Consider the following 16,404-nt stretch of genomic DNA (forward strand, 5'->3'; position numbering starts at 1 on the left):
GTCGATTCGGGGAACTCAAGCCGCTGCTTTTTCATCTTGCGTCCCATGCTTCTTGGCAGCCTTCTCGATTGCGACGCATGCCTTGCATCGGGTGCAGATTCCAGCGTGCGAGTCCTTCTTCGCGTGATACTCAGTAACAGGTTTCGTCTCACGACAGGCTGAGCAGCGCTTGACCATCACGCCGTCGATCTTTGCGATCTGCCCGTGGTCTAGCTTCCACTGCTCGTCTCGGATGACTTTGAATCGTTGGCGGCAGTCTTTTCGCTCCGGTGCACGGATCTTGTCCGCCCGTTTGTCTCGCCCGAAGTAGTTCGAAAGGAGGCGCTGAAGCACGTAATCCCGGATACCAAGCGCGTCGGCGGCTCCCTTGCGGTCCGGGCAGCAATCGAGCAGAACATCCAGAGCAGCAACAAAAGGTTCGTCCTTGATCTCCTGGGCGGTTTGCTTGCCCATAGAACGGATACGTCCGTTGAACATTGCTGGAGCCGAGTCTCCGGATACTCCTACCGGGATTTCCTTAATGGCCCCTCCCGACGACATGAACTCCGAAACCAGTCGGTCGATATCCTCATGCGTCATGCTGTGCGGAACTGCTACCGGCTTCAGCCAAGCATCTGCCGGGATATAGATTTCAACGGGTGCAAGATCGGTGTTCATGGCTTTCTCCGGGCAAAAGAAAAGGCCCTATTGAGGGCCTTTAATTTCGAGTAACTTATTGATTTAGAACGGGGTATCGTCGTCAAAGCTGTCGTTAGCCTGAGCTTGTCGAGGCGCGCTCTGCTGTTGTTGAGGCTGATCCTTCTTCGGCTCGAACAGCGCAAGCCAGACTCCGCCATCGTCTGATCGTTGCGGGCAACCTGCCGGGTTGAAGCACGCATCGAGTTTCAGCCGGTACCCTTTCTGCGTGCTGACGATCACGCCGACCTTTCGGTTCAGGTACTTGACCTGGCCGTCTTTCTCGTACTGGCCAACGGTGGCAACAACATCGTATTTCTGGCTCATGCTTCAGTTTCTCCGTAGTAAGCCTTGCGGAACTCGCTGGACTTCATGATTTCTCGTTCTTTCGTTGTGAAGCATCCGCCTTTGCTGGGCGCCTTCCACAGCTTGGTTTTTGTTTCTTCGTCCAGGGTGAACCACTCTTCAGCGGCAGTGCTGTAGTCGCCCTCCATGATCCCCAGCTTGATAGCGTCCACGCTCGCCTGGTATTGCTTTACGAGGCGCTCATAGTCGTTCTCCGCTGCTGCGGCAGTGAACGCATCGTCGTCCTCGCCGTGCGTGGTGAAGTTCAGCAAAGCGCCCGCGGTATAGCGCTTTCCGTAGCTGACGGAACTGGCGACGGCCTGGACGGCGTTCTTGTTGCCGCTGGTGTCTGCCGGAAGCAGCATCGAGGTTCGCTCGCTGTGACCGCCGCGGTGACTGAGGACGCCCTCAACTTCGACGCCTTTCTCATTGCGCGGGGTGCGGAATGTCAGGGCAAATCCGTGCTTGGCCAGGATCGGCTTTAGGCGCTCGTTGATGTCCTCCCAGAGTGCGTAGCTGTAGCGGCCATTCGCGTCTCCACGCTCCGCAATTGCGGGCAGTTCTTGCTGCATTGCAGCTAGCGCCTCGGTGTACTGCTGCTCTGCCTGTCTGGCCTGGAATCGCTCGTGCATCTGCATCAGGCGCTCCATCTTCTCGATGTCGCACTGAGGGTCTGCGGCGGCGCGCTGGATAACTTGGAGGATGGTGGCCGACTCGCCGGCCTGAATTACGGCAGCACTTTCCTGCCGCTGTGCAACTGCGTTGCTCATCGGTTGTACCTCGGTATCAGGAGTAGGCCGCGCATGCGCAGCCAGTGAAGGGAGGAGTTAGGCGGTTAGCGCTTCCAGCTTGCTGAAAGTTCTGATGGTCACGACCCTCTCTTCCTCGGTGCAGTCAAGGAAATACGCCTGATCCATCCAGTCTATAGCTTCTGGTTCGCCGTGCTTCCCGCCGCCATACCAGTAGGTCCAGCCGACCCACCGACCATTAATCTTTGCGGCGACTGACTTCGACTCGTAATGACGTGAGTAGTCGGGCTCAATGTTCGTCTCAACACATCCGCACCGAACATCATATTTGGCGTCCCAGTGAGCGCCTTGCTCAACCAGTTCTTCATACCGAGCCTCAACTTGCTCGGCAGTCAGGTCGCTGGGGATATCAGTTCCATCCCAGCGCGCAGTGGTTTGCAGGATGGCGAGCTTGATGAATTGTTCGGGAGTCATATCGTTCTCCAGGTAGAAGGGGAAAGGCGCTTACGGCGCCACTCGGCAGCGTCACCCCCGCGGGATGAATAGCGTTGCGCTAGAAGCCGCTGCTGCGGGTGTTTTCTTCATGCCGCCCACCGCCCGCTGGGGAGGCCGCAGTTATCCCCTATGGGCCTGCTGCGGACAGGTGCGTAGATTCTGCGGTGATGATTCCGCCCCAGATCGGGCCGGCTGCCAGGATGAAGAGGTACAGCAGGCCGCCGAAGAGGCTGCCTAGCAAGATTGCTGTGCGGCGTGGGTTCATTCCTCGTCCTCCTCAAGCTTTGTCAGCCGAGCCAGCATTTCACTGGTTAGCTGCTCATGGTCCTCTTGGCTAAGGACAGGCATGGGCACGAACAGAACGCCCGTATTTTTGAGCACCTGGGCGGCCTCTATGGCCTTGCGGAGTAAATCGACTGGTGCGCGCTTCATAGCCCCGCTACCTCAACAAACGCCACGGCGAACATGAACACGCTGCCCACAAAAAAGCCGCCGAAGATGGTTACTAGGGCGGCCTTGGTCAGGTCGATGGTGATGGTCATGTGGATGACTCCTGTCGGCGGTAGCCGGCGTCGTAGAGATTGCGCATCGCCACAAACGTGCCAATCTTCGGATCTACGTATCCAGCATCAGAAATCATCTGGTTAATCGCCTTCTCCCTCTCCTCGGCGGCGCTCTGCTCGGGAGTGCGGAGCGGACGGAAAGTCGGGAGAATTCCGAAGTTCAGAACAGCATATGACCCGTACTGCCCCTTGCTTTCGCCTTCGCACCAGCGGAACACGACGCGGTCCTCGTCGTGAGCGAGGATCTTGGCCCGATAGTACGCAACATCCGTGCTGTCCCAGATGACCTCGGCCTCGATGCCTAACGGCGGCAGGCCCTGGCCGTCCCATGGTTTATCTATCCATTCCCAAAACTCAGAGAACACGTGATAGGAACCATCCTCGCCTTCTCCCTCGTATCCTTCTCTGCTCATATAGTCAGATGGACGCTTAGAAAATACAAAGAATGCAGTTCGTTGATTACCTATGATACGGGCGAATGCTCCGATACATCCCTCCGGTGCCTTGCTCCAGTCAATGCTCATGCTGCGTCCTCCATGTTCTGTTCCTGATACTGTGCAAGGGCTTCTGCTGCGTAGCCTGCGGCGATTGGCTCTGCAAGCGCCTTTATGGCTTCGGCTGCATCGCCTTCCGGGAAGAAGTTGTGCAGGTTCGCAAGGGCATCGCAGGGACGGCGGTCGGCTACGGCCATGATCACCGTAGCCAGCAGGCGCTCTCGGTCGTTCTGCAACAAGTCGATCAGCATCTTGTGAATCTCCTCGCGCAGCAGGTCGGCCTTCAACTTGCTGCTCCAGAATCCCTTGCTGTGCAGGTCAACATCGCAGTCGCCGAGTAGCGACTCCACAGCATCGAGCTTCCAGTTTGCGTACTCGTCCGAGGCGAGCCAGAGTTCCATCGGGTCCTCTGCTGATGGAGGCTTGCGGTTGGCTAGTGCTGCTATGTTCATGTCTCACCTCGCGTTCGCGTGCATGCGGCTGCGCCCTAAGAGTCGTAGGCCTCGTCATAAGCCCCGCTCCCGAAGACGATTCGTTCAGGGCGCATGCGCATACAGGCGAAAAAATGCCCGGACTTGCCGGGCTAATGAGGGGTAGGGTGGGGATGGCCTGGATGCCAGCCAGGCAAGCGGTGGAAAACGTCGACAGCGGCGTCATCGGTGGAGAATCGCCTAGAAAGACACCGACTCGCCGCTATTCGTACGCCCGCCTTGGCAGGCCCGCTTACTCATCCCCATTTAGATTTACGTTTTAGGCCTCACCGCGCTCGATGGACTCAGTGTCCTCGCCACGGTTATCCAGCCATGCGCGCATGTTGTCGGCGGCGGTCATTTCGTCACCCCAGCCGGCGGCAGTAACAATGGATCCGCTAAGTTCTTTTTCTTCTGCAAGACTCTCAGTGATCTGTTTTGCTAATTCTTTAAACTGCTCACTGTCCTTTACTTGAAAGACAGCAGTGAAGAACTCTTGGCTCATACGGCCTCCGGTTTGGTGGAGAAAGGGTGGGGATGGCCGGAGTTTCACCGGCGGCTTAATTGGTCACTGCCAATAAGCTATTACCGCTATTCGCATGCGATACTCATCCCCATTGAAGGGTGGCGTCCTTGCCGGGGAAGTCAGTCGGCTGGAGGCGCTGGGAGTGGCATCCAGTGCGTTGGGCGCCAGTTGAAAATTGATGAATGTATTGGATCAAACCAATCCCACCCAGCGTTCAGGGGGCCATCACCGCGCTGCCATGTCGCATAGCCGATACTCCCCTCCGTGTACTTTCGCATGTGAGTTTCTCTCACGCCGTAATCTGGGCAATAACCAAGAAACTTGGTGCCATCCTTTGGAGCGCTATCAATCGTTTTCCACTCGCTCATCTCGCCTCCAGTGTGTGTATGCGCCAGGGCGCGGTTAGGCGGTTGCCTTGGTCATTGAATCTGCGTTGTTCTGCCATCGTGGCGGTACACTTCGCCGTACTCACCGATGGAGACATTTGCGTCACGGTGCTGACGAAGTGCAAGTCGAACCGCCGTTTCTGCGTTATGTGTGTAGCGCTCAAACTCCTTCTCCAGAGCTTCGTACTTTTTCTTCCACTCGCGCTCTATCTCGTTGTAGCGATCAGATGCAGGTGGCTCGTAGAAAGCCATGCCTTGATGCTCTACCGCGAGTTCAACATCGCGCGCAATCGCAGCGATCTGTTCGCTAGTTGCCTCAATGCCTGCCGAATCAAAAGCATCAATAAGACATTCAGCGTAATAGTCTTTCTTCGTGTAACTCATCTCTCACCTCACCAATAGATAGTCAGAAACAGGACAACGAACAGCGCTGCGAACTCGCCAAGGTCTGGCATGGATTCCTCTCTTGCCCGGGGGCTGGTAATTGGCTGTATGGGGGAGTGGTCTGGCCGGTGCTGAGTCTCTGTCCGGCTGGATTGGGTCATCTGGCGGCGTGACTCTGAACTGAATCAGGTAGTACCCGCAGCACACGCTATACCCCTAGCGCTGTGCGGCCAGACCACTCTCCGATACAGCCATAAGGCTGGTGTTCGTTGATGCCCCGGCGAACCGGGGCGTGGTGGTTAGGCGATCCAGCCTTTCGTTTTTCCGCTCCAGAATTGACCGTGGTCTGCTTGCCTAGCGATTTCCAGCAGCTTCGATTCGTCAGCCCCGCGCGGTTTTATTTTTGACTGATTTGCGGAAAGGCATGATGCGCTGGCTTCCCAAAGAGTCCTGTATTTTGCTGCCTCTGCAATTGCCTCTCTTTCTCTCGCTTGAGCCAGTCGCACCTGCTCTTCACACAGTCCGCATTTCTCGCATTCCATACTCAGCTCCTGTTAAAGCGCCCGAAGGCGCTATTACCTGCTTGACTTACCGGCGGCTCTCTTTGGCCGCCTGCTTGCGATACTCAGAAGAGATAACGTCCATGTAGACGAACGCATCGCGCTTATCGGAAGAAACACGCTCCGGGGCGTTTCCGGCTTGCTGTGCAGTTTTAAACAGTTCTTCGAGGCTCATCGTCTGGCCCTCCAGGGCGTGTTGACTTCTTCGATGCCCCTCTCGCGAAGGGCATCTGAGAAATCGTTTTCCCCTTTCGGGGCCGGTCGATCCCGCTTGATGCTTTCGCCTTGCGGGGCCGGGGAGGGTTTCGCGTCCTCCGTGCTAGCCGGTGAGTCTCCGGCTTGTTGCCGCGGTGTTCTGCGGCGTTGAGTGAACTATAAGCATGCTTACACATACATGCAAGTCCTCTTACAGATTTTTTTAAGGGCAAAAGAAAGCCCGCTTATAGCGGGCTGCTTTCTGACGGGCGGCTTACCTTCTGGTTATGTACGAACCGATGATCACCCCGATGATCTGAACATCCTCAGATATCTCGGTCAGCGGGTACTGAGGGTTGAGCGGCTTCAGATACAGCCGGCCCGACTCCCTCACGAACATCTTGAAAGTCGCCTCGTTGTCGGGGTGTAGCTTGGCGATCACGGGATCACCACTCTGCGCCTCGACGTCGGGATCTACGAAAATCACTGTCCCTTTGGGGTAGCTCTCCGAGCCTGGGTAAGGGCTCGTCATGGAATCACCATCTACCCGCAAAGCAAAGCCCCGCGGACCGATCCTGTCCGGGCAGGGCATCCATTCCTCTGCGTCGCCGATTGCGTACAAGTCTATGGCCTCACTCCAATTTCCGGCAGAAACCCAACTGATTACAGGGATAGCCGTAAAGGTCTGAGGGTAGACGTTGATCTCGGATATTTCACTTTTATTCTGTGTGGTTTTTTCTATCCCGCGCTCCGCTCCTGGGTCCAGCATTTCTCCTTTCCCAGATATCAGCCAGTCGACAGACGACCCGTAGGCCTTGGCAATGGCCATGAGGTGCTCGTTTCGGATGCTCTTCGTCTTGCCGCTGAACCACTGGCTGACTGCTGGGTATGAGATCCCACAGACGTCCTTCAAGGTCGTCTTGATCTGTCGCTTGGGCACACCTCTGCTCGTAAGGAGCAGCTCTATACGGTCGGTTATGTTCATGCCGGAACTCTATAAGCAGACCGTAGAAGCATGGTTTCTTTGCCTTGCACAAAATAGTGTAAGTATGCTTTCATAACGGCGTGTCTTCAGGAGAAAACACATGACCAAGACCGAAGCGATCAACCACTTCGGCGGCAAATCCAAGCTCGCCGCCGCGCTGGGGATCTCTTACGCAGCGGTTCAACAGTGGGGCGAAGAAATCCCTCTGCTCCGCCAGTACGAGATCGAGAAACTGACCCGTGGCGCCCTGAAGGTGCCGAAAAAACCCAAGGCCGCATAAGGAAATCCACCAGATGTACGACAACCCTAGCCACCTGAAGGACCGGGAAATCAAGCTCCGCGTCGATGAGACGACCTACGAACTCATCGGCGCCCTGGCTCGTTTCCACCGCACTCAGAAAGCGGTTCTGGTCCGTGATCTTGTTGAGGCCGCATTGGAACGCCTGGCAGAGAACGATAGCGAACAACAAACCGTGGCCTGAAGGCCCTGAGAGGGGCCGATGGCACATATCAGCACGACGCTTAGCCCGAAGGCCTATGAGTGCCTGGTGAGGTTAGCTGAAGAGAAGGGGGTCACCCCTGAAGAGGCCCTGGCGGATTTTCTGGAACAGCAGCTAGCGCGCAAGACCAGACCAAATAACACCAGGGGAACAGTCCAGCCATTTCGGCGAAGGGACTGAAGAGGGCCTGACAAGCCCTATCTGAAGACAGAAAAAAGCCGGGATTGCGGCCCGGCTGATTCAACTACAGAACGGAAACGATGATGACAAATATTGTTCAGCTTGACAAGTCCAGGGGGTTCACCCGGATGGACAACGAATTGTACGAGGCCCTCATTGGGGCTGATCTTTCTGGGCGTGAACTTCGAGTAGCTTTGGCTGTGCATCGCCTAACTGCTGGGTTCAATCAAGACGAGTCTCGTATCACTGCTTCGGTGATTGCTGACATGTCCGGAATCCGTCGTGAGCATGTTTCTAGGATGCTCTGTGAGCTTCTGCGTCAGCGTGTGATTTACCGGGTTGGAGGATCTAAAGGTCCAATCGGTTTCTCTCCCGTTTCTGAGTGGAAGATCGATGAAAAGGTGTGTGCCGAAAACGGCACAAAGGATTTGGCACAGAGTGCCGAAAACGGCACAAAAGTAGTGCCAATTTCGGCACACTATAAAGACAGTAAAGACAATACAACTCCTAACGGAGTTGTTACGCCCGCGAAGCCTGTCGAAGAAAAACCTGCGAAGGCTAAAGCGTTTGGTCTGGCCGATCTCCTGTCCGACAACCCGCATAGCATCCCTGAGCAACTCCTGGCGGACTGGATAACGACCCGCAAGGCAAAGCGTGCCGCGCTAACCCCTACGGCCTGGAAGCGTCTGAACAACTCCCTGGCAAAGTGCAAGGACGCCGGCTTCACCGCTGAATACGCGGTCGAAACCATGGTGTCGAAGGGGTGGCAGACCGTAGAAGTCGACTGGCTGAAGAACTCAACTCGGAGTTTTTCAGGGCCTCAATCGGTCCCCGCATACGACGCCAATGACACCTCCTGGGCCGTAGGCCTGGAACAGGATCTGTTCTGATGAAACGCGCCGGCAGCTTGATCCCGCAAGCAATGTCGACCGCGCCGAGTCAGGTGCAGGCTCCGCGTGAGCTTGACGATGCAACCGTAAGCGTCGTGAACCAGTTGTTCTCCGAGCTTCAATCGATCTTCCCGGCCTGGCGGCAGGCGTGGCCAACCGCTGAGGCGATTGCCAAGGCAAAGCGCACTTGGATCAAGGCGTTCATGGACGCAGGTCTGAACAATCTGGAGCAGATCCGCTATGGCATTCAGCAATGCCGGGCCTCTGGCGGCGACTTCGCGCCCAGCGTCGGCAAGTTCATAAAGTGGTGCAACCCGAGTCCTGAACATCTGGGGCTGCCCAGCGTAGAGAAGGCCTATCTGGAAGCTGCCCGGAAGGCACACCCAGCTTTCACTGGAGGCTGGAGTCATCAAGCGGTGTATCACGCGGCAACGATGACCGGCTTCTACGAACTGACGAACCTCTCCGAGGAGCGTAGCAGGAAGCTGTTCGAGCGCAACTACGAAGCGACTGTTCGGATGATTGTCTCCGGTCAGCCATTGCGCCAGATCCCGAAAGCTCTACCCGAATCCGTATCGATCAGAACGCCAGAGATCGGCAAAGCCGCGCTCAACGAACTGCGCGCAACTCTGGCAAGGAGTCACCAATGACCCAGGCAAACAACGGAAAGATCACTACCGAAGGCCTGCAACTCCCGAGCGCTTGCGACATCTGCGGAAAGTCCCGGGCTCATGGAAGCCACGTGAAGTGCAGCAAGATCCGGCAGGCGCAGTACCAGGCGAAGAGGGGCTAAGTAATGGGGCTTGAATACATTTGTGATCGGTGCGGCGCGCCTATGTGCGCGTTCGCTTTCCAGGTCAAGGTATCTAGCACAGGGAAGGCATACCAAGAAAGAGTTTGCCTGAACTGCATGCACATCCAGGAAGAGTGCGGTCGTGACGTTCCGAGTCGTGTTTACAAGGCGCTTGGTGTGCTTACTGCTCAAAGTCGTGGATACATCCTCGATTCAAGATGGAACCTAATCCGAAAAAGTTGCGAGACGGGAATAGAGCACAAGACAAAGGCCTTGATTAAGCATGACCGAGTTTTGGAGGGTTCTGAATGAAGACCTTCGAACTCCTGCGCATGGAAGGAATGCGCACCTACGGTCGGCAAGTTGAGGCCAGTACATGGCGCGAAGCCGAGCAGCAATGCCGCGACGGCGAGATCGTAAACGGCGAACTGATCGGTGTGTACGACTGCGATCCGGTGACTGAGGCGGTCTGCACTGCGCGCAATGACGTGATGATTGAGCGGATGGGGGGGAGTTATGGCTGATACGCAGAAAACCGAGGTGACTGTGTGCGTAGGCGAATGGGTTCTGGTGCCGCGCGAGCTTTCCAGTGAAGCGCTAAGCATGCTGGCGAACTTCGACATGGGAAGCGTTGGCGACAGCGCGGAGGATGCCGCTGCTGAATGCTGGTCGAGCTTGCTTGAGAGAGCTGGAAACCAGCCAAAAGAGCTTCAGTTTCAAAACCCTGTCTTTCATTCTGGTTGGAACACCACTGTTCGGCTCGGTAGCAAATGGAGCAAAGAACGATTGGCTGGCGTGCGGATTGGCACTGCCTGCGTTGTGGTCGAACTGAAGTCGGTTAGATACCACTTCAATCAACTGCGCGATCACATGCTTCGCCAGGAGCACGATCCGTCTTGCCGTACCGTCGAAGGCCTCTTTGCCGAGATGTGCCGGGTATATCCGGGATTCCAGAGAAACGACGTAGTGACTGTTGTCGACTTCTGGCTGCCGGAGGTGAGCAATGGCTGACCGAACCTTCCGCATCCAAGGCGACGCTGGCATCCGTCCGGCTTTCGTTGCGGCCTGGAACCTCATCCAGGGACTGATGAAAGAGGCACAGGGTGGCTACGAACTGGTTCTGCGCCCCCTCAAGTCGAAGCGCTCCGTCGAGCAGAACAAGCGGTACCACGCGCTACTCCGTGATCTGTCTGCCGTGGCTTGGCTGGATGGGCGCCAGTACGGGCCAGAAGCATGGGCTGAGTACTTCAAGCAGACCTTTATCGGCTGGGATGACCTGCCTGGTGGCGGGAAGCGCGGGATCAGCACCACTACGCTCAGTGTCGCTGAGTTCGGCGACTACATGACCAAGATCGAAGCATGGGCCGCGGAGCAAGGGTGGCCGCTGATGATTCAGGAGGCCGCATGAGCAAGTTCAAGGCGGGCGATCCCGCCATGATCATCAAGGCTAACCATGAGGAGAACCTTGGGAAGGTTGTGACGCTACTTCAGTCAACCTCTGAAGAGATTATCGACTGCGGACGCGGCGCAAAGATTTCAAATCCTAACCGACTTTTGTGTTGGGTCATTCAGCACGAAGGGCTGGTCACCACTACAGCCTTTGGTTTCGAGCGCCTGGTTACTGTCGGAGCTTGCCCCGAGTCATGGCTGCTTCCCCTTCGCGGCGACTTCCATCCCGAGCAGCAGAAGGCGAAGGAGGTGGAGGCGTGAACAAGGCCGACAAGAAATACCTCTCCAGCGCTTCGGCATTGGGCTGCATCGCTTGCTACATCCAAGGCACGCCTGGAACGCCTGCGGAGATTCACCACCCGCGTGACGGGGCGGGGATCGGCCAACGCTCAGCGCATCGCCGGGGCATACCACTATGTCCTGCTCACCATCGTGGAACGATGCATCCGGCAGTTCCGAGCATTCACCAAGACAAACAGAGATTCATTGAGCGCTTTGGTACTGAGGCCGCGCTGGTTGCGCTGGTGCATCAGCTAATTGGCGTGGAGGACGCGGCATGAAGATCACAAACGTCGAGTGGAACGAGGGGGCACCCAACGTCGTTAAGCCTGGGATGCTGCTTCAGTACAGCGATGGGAATGTCCATTTGGTAGGAACCGAGCGGCGAATGCTCATCAAGACTCCGATAAGCAAATGGTCATGGGCCATAAGGCCGCACGAACTGCAATGGTTAGCGGCTATGGCAAACAAGCACAAAGCGAGGGCGCGGGGATGAACGAAGTCGCGCAATTCAAACGCAAGGCGGACGCAGTGATTGAAGCCGCCGAGGAATTCGAGGGTAACGTCCTTGCCTGCGTTGTAGATGCGCAGGAGAAGGGCGTTCCTGCCTGGATGATGCTCGGCAAGATGATGGAGGTCATCGCCGACCTGCAGCATGGCGGCGTGGTCTTGGAGCCGGAGGACGGGGCATGACCAACTCCCGCGCCAAGGGCGCCCGCGTAGAGTTGGACTTCGCTAGGCTTTGCTTCGAACACCTCGGTATCAAGGTCGAGCGCAACCTCGAACAATCGCGTAACGGCGGACACGATCTGAGCGGCTTGGATGGCTGGGCGCTTGAGATCAAAGCGCGAGCAAACGTGCCTGGGCGCAAAGAACTGCTCGGCATGTGGACTCAGACCCTTGACCAGGCCCAGCGAGCTAAGTCGAAGCCGGCATTGGCCGTGAAGGTGAATCGCCGCGGCTGGACCGTCTACGTCGATTTGGCAGACCTCAGTGACTCATGGCTGCCTTGCAAATCCTGGGCTGCCATCGAGCCAGAGGACTTTTTCCAGCTTGTCCGGGAGGGCATGTGATGCGAGCAGACGAGTACCTATCGAAAGCACAAGCTCTCATGGTTGAGCGTGGAAAGCAGTACGACAAGCCCGAGGGGGAACGATCCATGGGTAAGGCCGTGTCAGCCTTCAACGCGATTACTGGTCACTCGATTAGGGAAAGTGAAGGCTGGCTTCTTCTCCAAATCCTGAAGGACGTGCGGCAGTGGCAAAACCCTTCATTCCATCCCGATAGCGCAGAGGACTGCGTTGCCTATGCAGCATTGAAAGCCGAATCACTCGAGCAGGAGAACGCCTGATGTCCACTCGCAGTTTCAGTGATGATGATCTCATCGAAGTCCTGAAGAGCATGACGAACTCCCAGGCGGCGAAGCACTTCGATGTCAGCAAGCGGCAGATCGAGCGGCGGCGAGCGGCTCTTGTGCGCAAAGGCTGGAGTCCTGCGCATGACCTGCACCATGCTGTTCCGGACGGGTACATGCTGAAGGGTGCATCGACGCTCTACAAAGAAGGCAAGCCCGTTCTCCAGTGGGTTAAGTCGACCGTGGACGAGGAGCGTCAGCGCGAACTGTTCGAGTCGTCCTGCAAAGCTGCGGTGAAAGACCTTCCTGTCGTAGTGCCTAAAGAGGCCCGCGGGAAGCACGTCGATCACCTGATGACTGTATACCCAATAGGTGATCCTCACTTCGGCGAATACATCTGGGGCGACGAATGCGGCAGGGATTGGGATCTGTCGATTGCTGAGCGCATTCACTGCCAGGCCATGGCGGCACTCGTCGATGCTGCGCCGAAGACCGAGCGCGCGCTGATCATCAACCTGGGCGATGCCGCGCACTATGACTCGATGATTGCGGTAACTCCACGCTCAGGCCATCACCTGGACGCCGACAGCCGCTATGCCAAGATGGTCGACGTGCTGATCCTGGCAATGCGTCAGGTCGTCGAATCGGCGCTCAAGAAACACCGCTATGTCCACGTCGTCCACGTCATCGGCAATCACGACGAAACGGGTGCGGTCTGGCTCAGCCGGCTGTTTGCCCATCTCTACAGCAAAGAGCCGCGCGTGACGGTGGAAACCTCGCCGAGCGTGTTTAGCTACTACCGCTGGGGCAAGACTCTCATCGGCATGCATCACGGTCACACAGCTAAAGCTCACGTGCTGCCCGGAGTAATGGCTACCGACCGCGCGAAGGATTGGGGCGAGACAATCCATCGCTATTGGTACACCGGCCACATCCACCACGAAAGCAAAAAAGAGTTCCCTGGCTGTGTAGTCGAGTCGTTCAACACCTTGGCTCCGGCAGACAGCTACGCACACAGCGGCGGCTATCGCGCTCGGCAGAACATGAAGTGCGTGGTTCTACACAAAGAGCACGGCGAAGTGGCACGGCACACGGTTAGTCCTGACATGTTGGAAGGGGAAGCAGCATGATTACTGACAGTGACTTCCACTACGCTGATTGGCTACTAATCGAATGGGCGCGCTGGGTCAAGAGCGAATTCATGGGAACGAGCCTAGATAAAAAGGCTAGCGTTCGAAGCGCTCCGATTCTTGATGACGAAACTGGTCTTGCGGTCGACAGAGCTATCTCACGGTGCGATCAGTCAACACGAAAAATCATCAAGCGCGTTTACCTTTGGCAGGATATCTCCATAGAGAAATCCGTGCTTCGTCGCTACATCTCTGACTTCATGGGGGCCTACTATCGTGATGTCGCGTAGTGTTGCTTCCGATAACTGGATATGCAAAGGCCCATCAATTCAAGGATATTCAAGATTTTATGGGCTTTCTCAGCGAATGTTCAGCGACTTTCAGGAGATGATTGATCTAGAAACAAGGGCAGAAAATGGAGAACGTCTAAAGCTCACTCCAGAGCAAAAAATGAGGATGGTTCGAGCCATTCGTGCGACTACCAACATCTACTTCATATTTGCGCCCCAGCATAGGCTTATCAAGATAGGTCAGGCTTTGGATGTTAATAAACGTCTAAGCTCTTTGCGCAGCGGATCTCCAGCAGTTCTTAATTTGCTCGCTTGTGTAAGATTTTTTGGTGATCTTGAAGCATTTCTGCATAAGAGGCTTGAGGCGTATCACAGTCATGGTGAGTGGTTCAGAGCAGAGGATTTGGTCTTAGACGTTGTTGAATCTGCTCAAGACTCCGGGGTCTCTGGAATAATGAAATCTTTACAAGTAGATATTGCATCTCTTCCTGCTTAGAGGTATAAATACAGGGTATTTTGCGGTTTTACCGCATGAGATTCAGAGCCCAGCCTAGCGCTGGGCTTTTTGTTTATGCATGCGAATGCGCAGCTGATGCGATGAGATGGGTAGAAGAGCGACGTACCCATGTAAAAACCACGCTCTCATGCCGGGTTCAGATCCGGCCGCATGCACCCTTCTTAGGGACTGATGGCAGTAAGACCCAAGTGAGCCGGCTTATCCGGTGACTGCCAAATTAAAGTCCTCTTCGGAGGCTGCCAGGTTGAGCTTTAAGCCGCCTGGTACTGATCCCCATCAGCGCTGCACCCCAGCGGCGCCTTTGCCCGCAGCCCCGCGGGCGTTTTATTCACCTGTAGCCCCTCACCGGGTAGTCCGAGACTATGAAGATGCCTGAAAAGGACCCGAACTTCTGGTCAGCGGCATTGGCGTGGCTGACCACTGTGTCGCCGCAGCTTTACGCCCTGGCGTTGTCGGTAGTGGTCGCGGTCACACGTGTTATCTATGGCGGTGGAACTCGTCGACAAGCGCTGATGGAAGGCGCGCTCTGTGGCCTCGTTACGCTGACCATCGTTCCTCTCCTGACATATTTCAATCTGCCGGAAAACATGGCTGCCTTTGCTGGCGGCTTCGTTGGCTTCCTCGGCGTGGAGAAGATCCGCGCAGTAGCTGAGCGTTACGTCAACTCGAAGGTAGACAAGCAGTGAACATCTCTCCCTCCGCACTCGACACCCTCGCCAAAACAATTTGGGGTGAGGCCCGCGGCGAGGGAAGGGAAGGCATGATCGCCGTAGCTTGGGTGATCCTCAATCGGGCATCCATTGGCGGCTGGTGGGGCAACAGCATAGAGACTGTATGCCTGAAGCCGTGGCAGTTCTCGTGCTGGAATGCCAACGATCCGAATGCCCCATACATGCGAGGCCGCAAGGCTATCCCAGGTCATCAGTACACCGCAGCACGCGAAGCCGCTATTGCCGCTGTAGAAGGGCATGAGAAAGACCCCACGCTTGGCGCTACTCACTACTACGCGCCCAAGGCCGTGAAAGAGCCCGCTTGGGCAAAGTCTGCGACCAAGACAACGCAGATCGGCGGCCACATCTTTTTCAAGAACGTGAAGTGATGGAATGGCTCGGCGCGATCCTCATCCTCGCTGTGATCGCACGGAACGCCTACCTCGTTATTGATGAGTGGTCAGTCGGTGGAGTCATCTGGCACGTCTTGATGGTCCTGGGCTGGTCGGCTCTCTTCTGGATCCACGTGTCCGGGCTCGTCCTGGGGAAGATTTCTTGTTGAGGGCTGATCATGCTTGGATTTACCACTAAGGCCGAGGCGCAAAAGATTGGCGCATCCCACCACGGCAGCTATTACGGCATCCCCATGTGGATGGGTGATGTGGACAGCGATTGCCCCCTGGTTTTCACCAAGTGGGCGCCCTTTGAATTTGTCGTTGACCTCTTCTCCTACATCGAGGGCATCGTGAATTCCATGCTCGGCCAAGAGCCAACGTTCATGTTCAAGGTTGGTCGTCGCATCGACGGGAAAGATGACTAAGTGGCTGCTCGTTGCAGTGGGTGTGCTGGCTGTCTTGCTGGCAGGTACCGCGGCAGCCTGGCGCATGAGCGTCCTAAGCAACGAGCGCGACCAGTACCGCGCCTCCGCTGAGCAAGCCAAAGCACAGGCAAGTGACTATCAACGCCGCGTAGAAGCCGGCAACGCCATCGAGCGCACCTATCTAGAGGCAGTGAAGAGTGCAAACGCTCAAAACGATCAGCTTCGCGCTGACATCGCTTCTGGTGCTCGCCGGGTGTACGTCAAAGCCAGTTGTCCAGTGCAGCATCCCGGAGCCGCCCCAGGCTCTGATGCAGGAAGAGCCGAGCTTGCTCCCGCTGATGGACAAACTGTTTCAGATCTCCGAGCCGGAATTGAGCGAAAAGAAGCGCTGATCAAGGCCCTACAGGAATACATCCGTAAAGGACACGCACAATGAGCAAGTACGAAGTAAAGACTTCCGATGGCATCGTCCACCAAGCGGAAGCTGCCACCCACTTCATCGATGCTAACGGCCTGCATCTGCACTCTGATGCCGGGCGAGTGGTTGGCGTGTTTCGTGAATTCCTGTGGATGCGCATCACTCCTGCGGTTGTGAACGCTCCGGTTGATCCGGTACAGCCCGCTCCCGAAACCACCACCAGCCCGGAAGCTACCGGGGAGTAAGT

The 16,404-nt window shown here is 56.3% G+C and carries 33 protein-coding genes; 20 read left to right on the plus strand and 13 right to left on the minus strand.

The annotated features are described in order from the left end of the window. Window positions 1-15 precede the first annotated feature (15 nt). The 13 genes from FHW81_RS13355 to FHW81_RS13415 form a co-directional block, all read right to left on the minus strand. Window positions 16-657, minus strand: a complete 642-nt coding sequence (locus FHW81_RS13355; RefSeq protein WP_017001717.1) for a hypothetical protein — start codon at window positions 655-657, stop codon at window positions 16-18. A gap of 63 nt (window positions 658-720) precedes the next feature. Beyond that, window positions 721-1,002 (minus strand): hypothetical protein, encoded by a 282-nt coding sequence (locus FHW81_RS13360; protein WP_429479011.1) that lies wholly within the window; start codon window positions 1,000-1,002, stop codon window positions 721-723. After that, window positions 999-1,790, minus strand: coding sequence for an ERF family protein (locus FHW81_RS13365; protein ID WP_033979615.1), 792 nt, complete (start codon window positions 1,788-1,790; stop codon window positions 999-1,001). Before FHW81_RS13365 ends, FHW81_RS13360 begins: the two co-directional genes overlap by 4 nt. 57 nt (window positions 1,791-1,847) lie before the next feature. Further along, window positions 1,848-2,243, minus strand: coding sequence for a hypothetical protein (locus FHW81_RS13370; RefSeq protein ID WP_429479013.1), 396 nt, complete (start codon window positions 2,241-2,243; stop codon window positions 1,848-1,850). A 282-nt stretch (window positions 2,244-2,525) separates the two neighbouring features. Beyond that, entirely contained in the window at window positions 2,526-2,696 is a 171-nt protein-coding gene (locus tag FHW81_RS13375; RefSeq protein ID WP_010792306.1) for a DUF1382 family protein, read from the minus strand. A 106-nt stretch (window positions 2,697-2,802) separates the two neighbouring features. Further along, window positions 2,803-3,351 carry a hypothetical protein gene (locus FHW81_RS13380; RefSeq protein ID WP_429479015.1) on the minus strand — a complete coding sequence of 183 codons (549 nt, stop codon included), beginning with the start codon at window positions 3,349-3,351 and terminating at the stop codon, window positions 2,803-2,805. Further along, the gene (locus FHW81_RS13385) at window positions 3,348-3,722 is read right to left on the minus strand and encodes a hypothetical protein (RefSeq protein WP_181860083.1); all 375 of its coding nucleotides are present in this window, start codon (window positions 3,720-3,722) and stop codon (window positions 3,348-3,350) included. Before FHW81_RS13385 ends, FHW81_RS13380 begins: the two co-directional genes overlap by 4 nt. Window positions 3,723-4,071: 349 nt before the next feature. After that, on the minus strand, window positions 4,072-4,296 hold the full coding sequence (locus FHW81_RS13390) for a hypothetical protein (RefSeq protein WP_023980909.1): 225 nt from the start codon (window positions 4,294-4,296) through the stop codon (window positions 4,072-4,074). Between the two features lie 140 nt (window positions 4,297-4,436). After that, window positions 4,437-4,685, minus strand: a complete 249-nt coding sequence (locus tag FHW81_RS13395; protein WP_071540916.1) for a DUF551 domain-containing protein — start codon at window positions 4,683-4,685, stop codon at window positions 4,437-4,439. Window positions 4,686-4,736: 51 nt separating this feature from the next. After that, complete coding sequence (locus tag FHW81_RS13400) at window positions 4,737-5,087, minus strand: hypothetical protein (protein ID WP_429479018.1); 351 nt, start codon at window positions 5,085-5,087, stop codon at window positions 4,737-4,739. A gap of 299 nt (window positions 5,088-5,386) precedes the next feature. Then, the gene (locus tag FHW81_RS13405) at window positions 5,387-5,629 is read right to left on the minus strand and encodes a hypothetical protein (protein WP_126475277.1); all 243 of its coding nucleotides are present in this window, start codon (window positions 5,627-5,629) and stop codon (window positions 5,387-5,389) included. A 46-nt stretch (window positions 5,630-5,675) separates the two neighbouring features. Continuing rightward, a complete protein-coding gene (locus FHW81_RS13410) occupies window positions 5,676-5,822 on the minus strand; it encodes a hypothetical protein (RefSeq protein ID WP_395557719.1) in 147 nt (48 codons plus the stop codon). A 294-nt stretch (window positions 5,823-6,116) separates the two neighbouring features. Then, window positions 6,117-6,827, minus strand: coding sequence for a LexA family protein (locus FHW81_RS13415; protein WP_073668184.1), 711 nt, complete (start codon window positions 6,825-6,827; stop codon window positions 6,117-6,119). 100 nt (window positions 6,828-6,927) lie between these two features. On the opposite strand from FHW81_RS13415, the gene FHW81_RS13420 reads away from it, so the two are divergent. From FHW81_RS13420 to FHW81_RS13515, 20 genes are all read left to right on the plus strand, one after another. Continuing rightward, complete coding sequence (locus tag FHW81_RS13420; RefSeq protein ID WP_023113651.1) at window positions 6,928-7,107, plus strand: Cro/CI family transcriptional regulator; 180 nt, start codon at window positions 6,928-6,930, stop codon at window positions 7,105-7,107. A 13-nt stretch (window positions 7,108-7,120) separates the two neighbouring features. After that, a complete protein-coding gene (locus tag FHW81_RS13425) occupies window positions 7,121-7,309 on the plus strand; it encodes a hypothetical protein (protein WP_015994321.1) in 189 nt (62 codons plus the stop codon). A gap of 281 nt (window positions 7,310-7,590) precedes the next feature. Next, window positions 7,591-8,397 carry a replication protein gene (locus FHW81_RS13430; RefSeq protein WP_173603271.1) on the plus strand — a complete coding sequence of 269 codons (807 nt, stop codon included), beginning with the start codon at window positions 7,591-7,593 and terminating at the stop codon, window positions 8,395-8,397. Continuing rightward, window positions 8,397-9,047, plus strand: a complete 651-nt coding sequence (locus FHW81_RS13435) for a replication protein P (protein ID WP_429479022.1) — start codon at window positions 8,397-8,399, stop codon at window positions 9,045-9,047. The genes FHW81_RS13430 and FHW81_RS13435 overlap by 1 nt, the downstream gene beginning before the upstream one ends. A 451-nt stretch (window positions 9,048-9,498) precedes the next feature. After that, window positions 9,499-9,714, plus strand: a complete 216-nt coding sequence (locus tag FHW81_RS13440; protein ID WP_429479024.1) for a hypothetical protein — start codon at window positions 9,499-9,501, stop codon at window positions 9,712-9,714. Continuing rightward, on the plus strand, window positions 9,707-10,201 hold the full coding sequence (locus FHW81_RS13445; RefSeq protein WP_429479026.1) for a hypothetical protein: 495 nt from the start codon (window positions 9,707-9,709) through the stop codon (window positions 10,199-10,201). The genes FHW81_RS13440 and FHW81_RS13445 overlap by 8 nt, the downstream gene beginning before the upstream one ends. Further along, window positions 10,194-10,598, plus strand: a complete 405-nt coding sequence (locus FHW81_RS13450) for a recombination protein NinB (RefSeq protein WP_429479028.1) — start codon at window positions 10,194-10,196, stop codon at window positions 10,596-10,598. The genes FHW81_RS13445 and FHW81_RS13450 overlap by 8 nt, the downstream gene beginning before the upstream one ends. Further along, entirely contained in the window at window positions 10,595-10,900 is a 306-nt protein-coding gene (locus tag FHW81_RS13455; protein ID WP_429479030.1) for a hypothetical protein, read from the plus strand. Before FHW81_RS13450 ends, FHW81_RS13455 begins: the two co-directional genes overlap by 4 nt. Beyond that, on the plus strand, window positions 10,897-11,199 hold the full coding sequence (locus FHW81_RS13460; protein WP_252649613.1) for a Ref family recombination enhancement nuclease: 303 nt from the start codon (window positions 10,897-10,899) through the stop codon (window positions 11,197-11,199). Before FHW81_RS13455 ends, FHW81_RS13460 begins: the two co-directional genes overlap by 4 nt. Before the next feature lie 139 nt (window positions 11,200-11,338). After that, window positions 11,339-11,611: a hypothetical protein gene (locus FHW81_RS13465; RefSeq protein WP_429479032.1), complete on the plus strand. Its 273-nt coding sequence runs from the start codon at window positions 11,339-11,341 to the stop codon at window positions 11,609-11,611. After that, window positions 11,608-11,991 carry a putative PDDEXK endonuclease gene (locus FHW81_RS13470; protein WP_429479034.1) on the plus strand — a complete coding sequence of 128 codons (384 nt, stop codon included), beginning with the start codon at window positions 11,608-11,610 and terminating at the stop codon, window positions 11,989-11,991. Before FHW81_RS13465 ends, FHW81_RS13470 begins: the two co-directional genes overlap by 4 nt. Next, a complete protein-coding gene (locus FHW81_RS13475; RefSeq protein WP_031672652.1) occupies window positions 11,991-12,269 on the plus strand; it encodes a DUF6378 domain-containing protein in 279 nt (92 codons plus the stop codon). The genes FHW81_RS13470 and FHW81_RS13475 overlap by 1 nt, the downstream gene beginning before the upstream one ends. Then, a complete protein-coding gene (locus tag FHW81_RS13480) occupies window positions 12,269-13,402 on the plus strand; it encodes a metallophosphoesterase (protein WP_094776309.1) in 1,134 nt (377 codons plus the stop codon). Before FHW81_RS13475 ends, FHW81_RS13480 begins: the two co-directional genes overlap by 1 nt. Continuing rightward, entirely contained in the window at window positions 13,399-13,692 is a 294-nt protein-coding gene (locus FHW81_RS13485) for a hypothetical protein (protein WP_182375667.1), read from the plus strand. The genes FHW81_RS13480 and FHW81_RS13485 overlap by 4 nt, the downstream gene beginning before the upstream one ends. A gap of 97 nt (window positions 13,693-13,789) precedes the next feature. Then, window positions 13,790-14,188 carry a GIY-YIG nuclease family protein gene (locus FHW81_RS13490; protein ID WP_182375665.1) on the plus strand — a complete coding sequence of 133 codons (399 nt, stop codon included), beginning with the start codon at window positions 13,790-13,792 and terminating at the stop codon, window positions 14,186-14,188. A gap of 383 nt (window positions 14,189-14,571) precedes the next feature. Further along, the gene (locus FHW81_RS13495; RefSeq protein ID WP_017001692.1) at window positions 14,572-14,895 is read left to right on the plus strand and encodes a phage holin, lambda family; all 324 of its coding nucleotides are present in this window, start codon (window positions 14,572-14,574) and stop codon (window positions 14,893-14,895) included. Then, entirely contained in the window at window positions 14,892-15,308 is a 417-nt protein-coding gene (locus FHW81_RS13500; RefSeq protein ID WP_343475023.1) for a cell wall hydrolase, read from the plus strand. The genes FHW81_RS13495 and FHW81_RS13500 overlap by 4 nt, the downstream gene beginning before the upstream one ends. A 182-nt stretch (window positions 15,309-15,490) precedes the next feature. Next, a complete protein-coding gene (locus tag FHW81_RS13505) occupies window positions 15,491-15,739 on the plus strand; it encodes a hypothetical protein (protein ID WP_023113672.1) in 249 nt (82 codons plus the stop codon). After that, window positions 15,732-16,175: a lysis system i-spanin subunit Rz gene (locus tag FHW81_RS13510; RefSeq protein WP_255254915.1), complete on the plus strand. Its 444-nt coding sequence runs from the start codon at window positions 15,732-15,734 to the stop codon at window positions 16,173-16,175. The genes FHW81_RS13505 and FHW81_RS13510 overlap by 8 nt, the downstream gene beginning before the upstream one ends. After that, the gene (locus tag FHW81_RS13515; RefSeq protein ID WP_023085174.1) at window positions 16,172-16,402 is read left to right on the plus strand and encodes a hypothetical protein; all 231 of its coding nucleotides are present in this window, start codon (window positions 16,172-16,174) and stop codon (window positions 16,400-16,402) included. Before FHW81_RS13510 ends, FHW81_RS13515 begins: the two co-directional genes overlap by 4 nt. Window positions 16,403-16,404 lie beyond the last annotated feature (2 nt).

It is taken from the genome of Pseudomonas sp. RC10-4-2, assembly GCF_050433085.1.
Classification (GTDB): domain Bacteria; phylum Pseudomonadota; class Gammaproteobacteria; order Pseudomonadales; family Pseudomonadaceae; genus Pseudomonas; species Pseudomonas aeruginosa.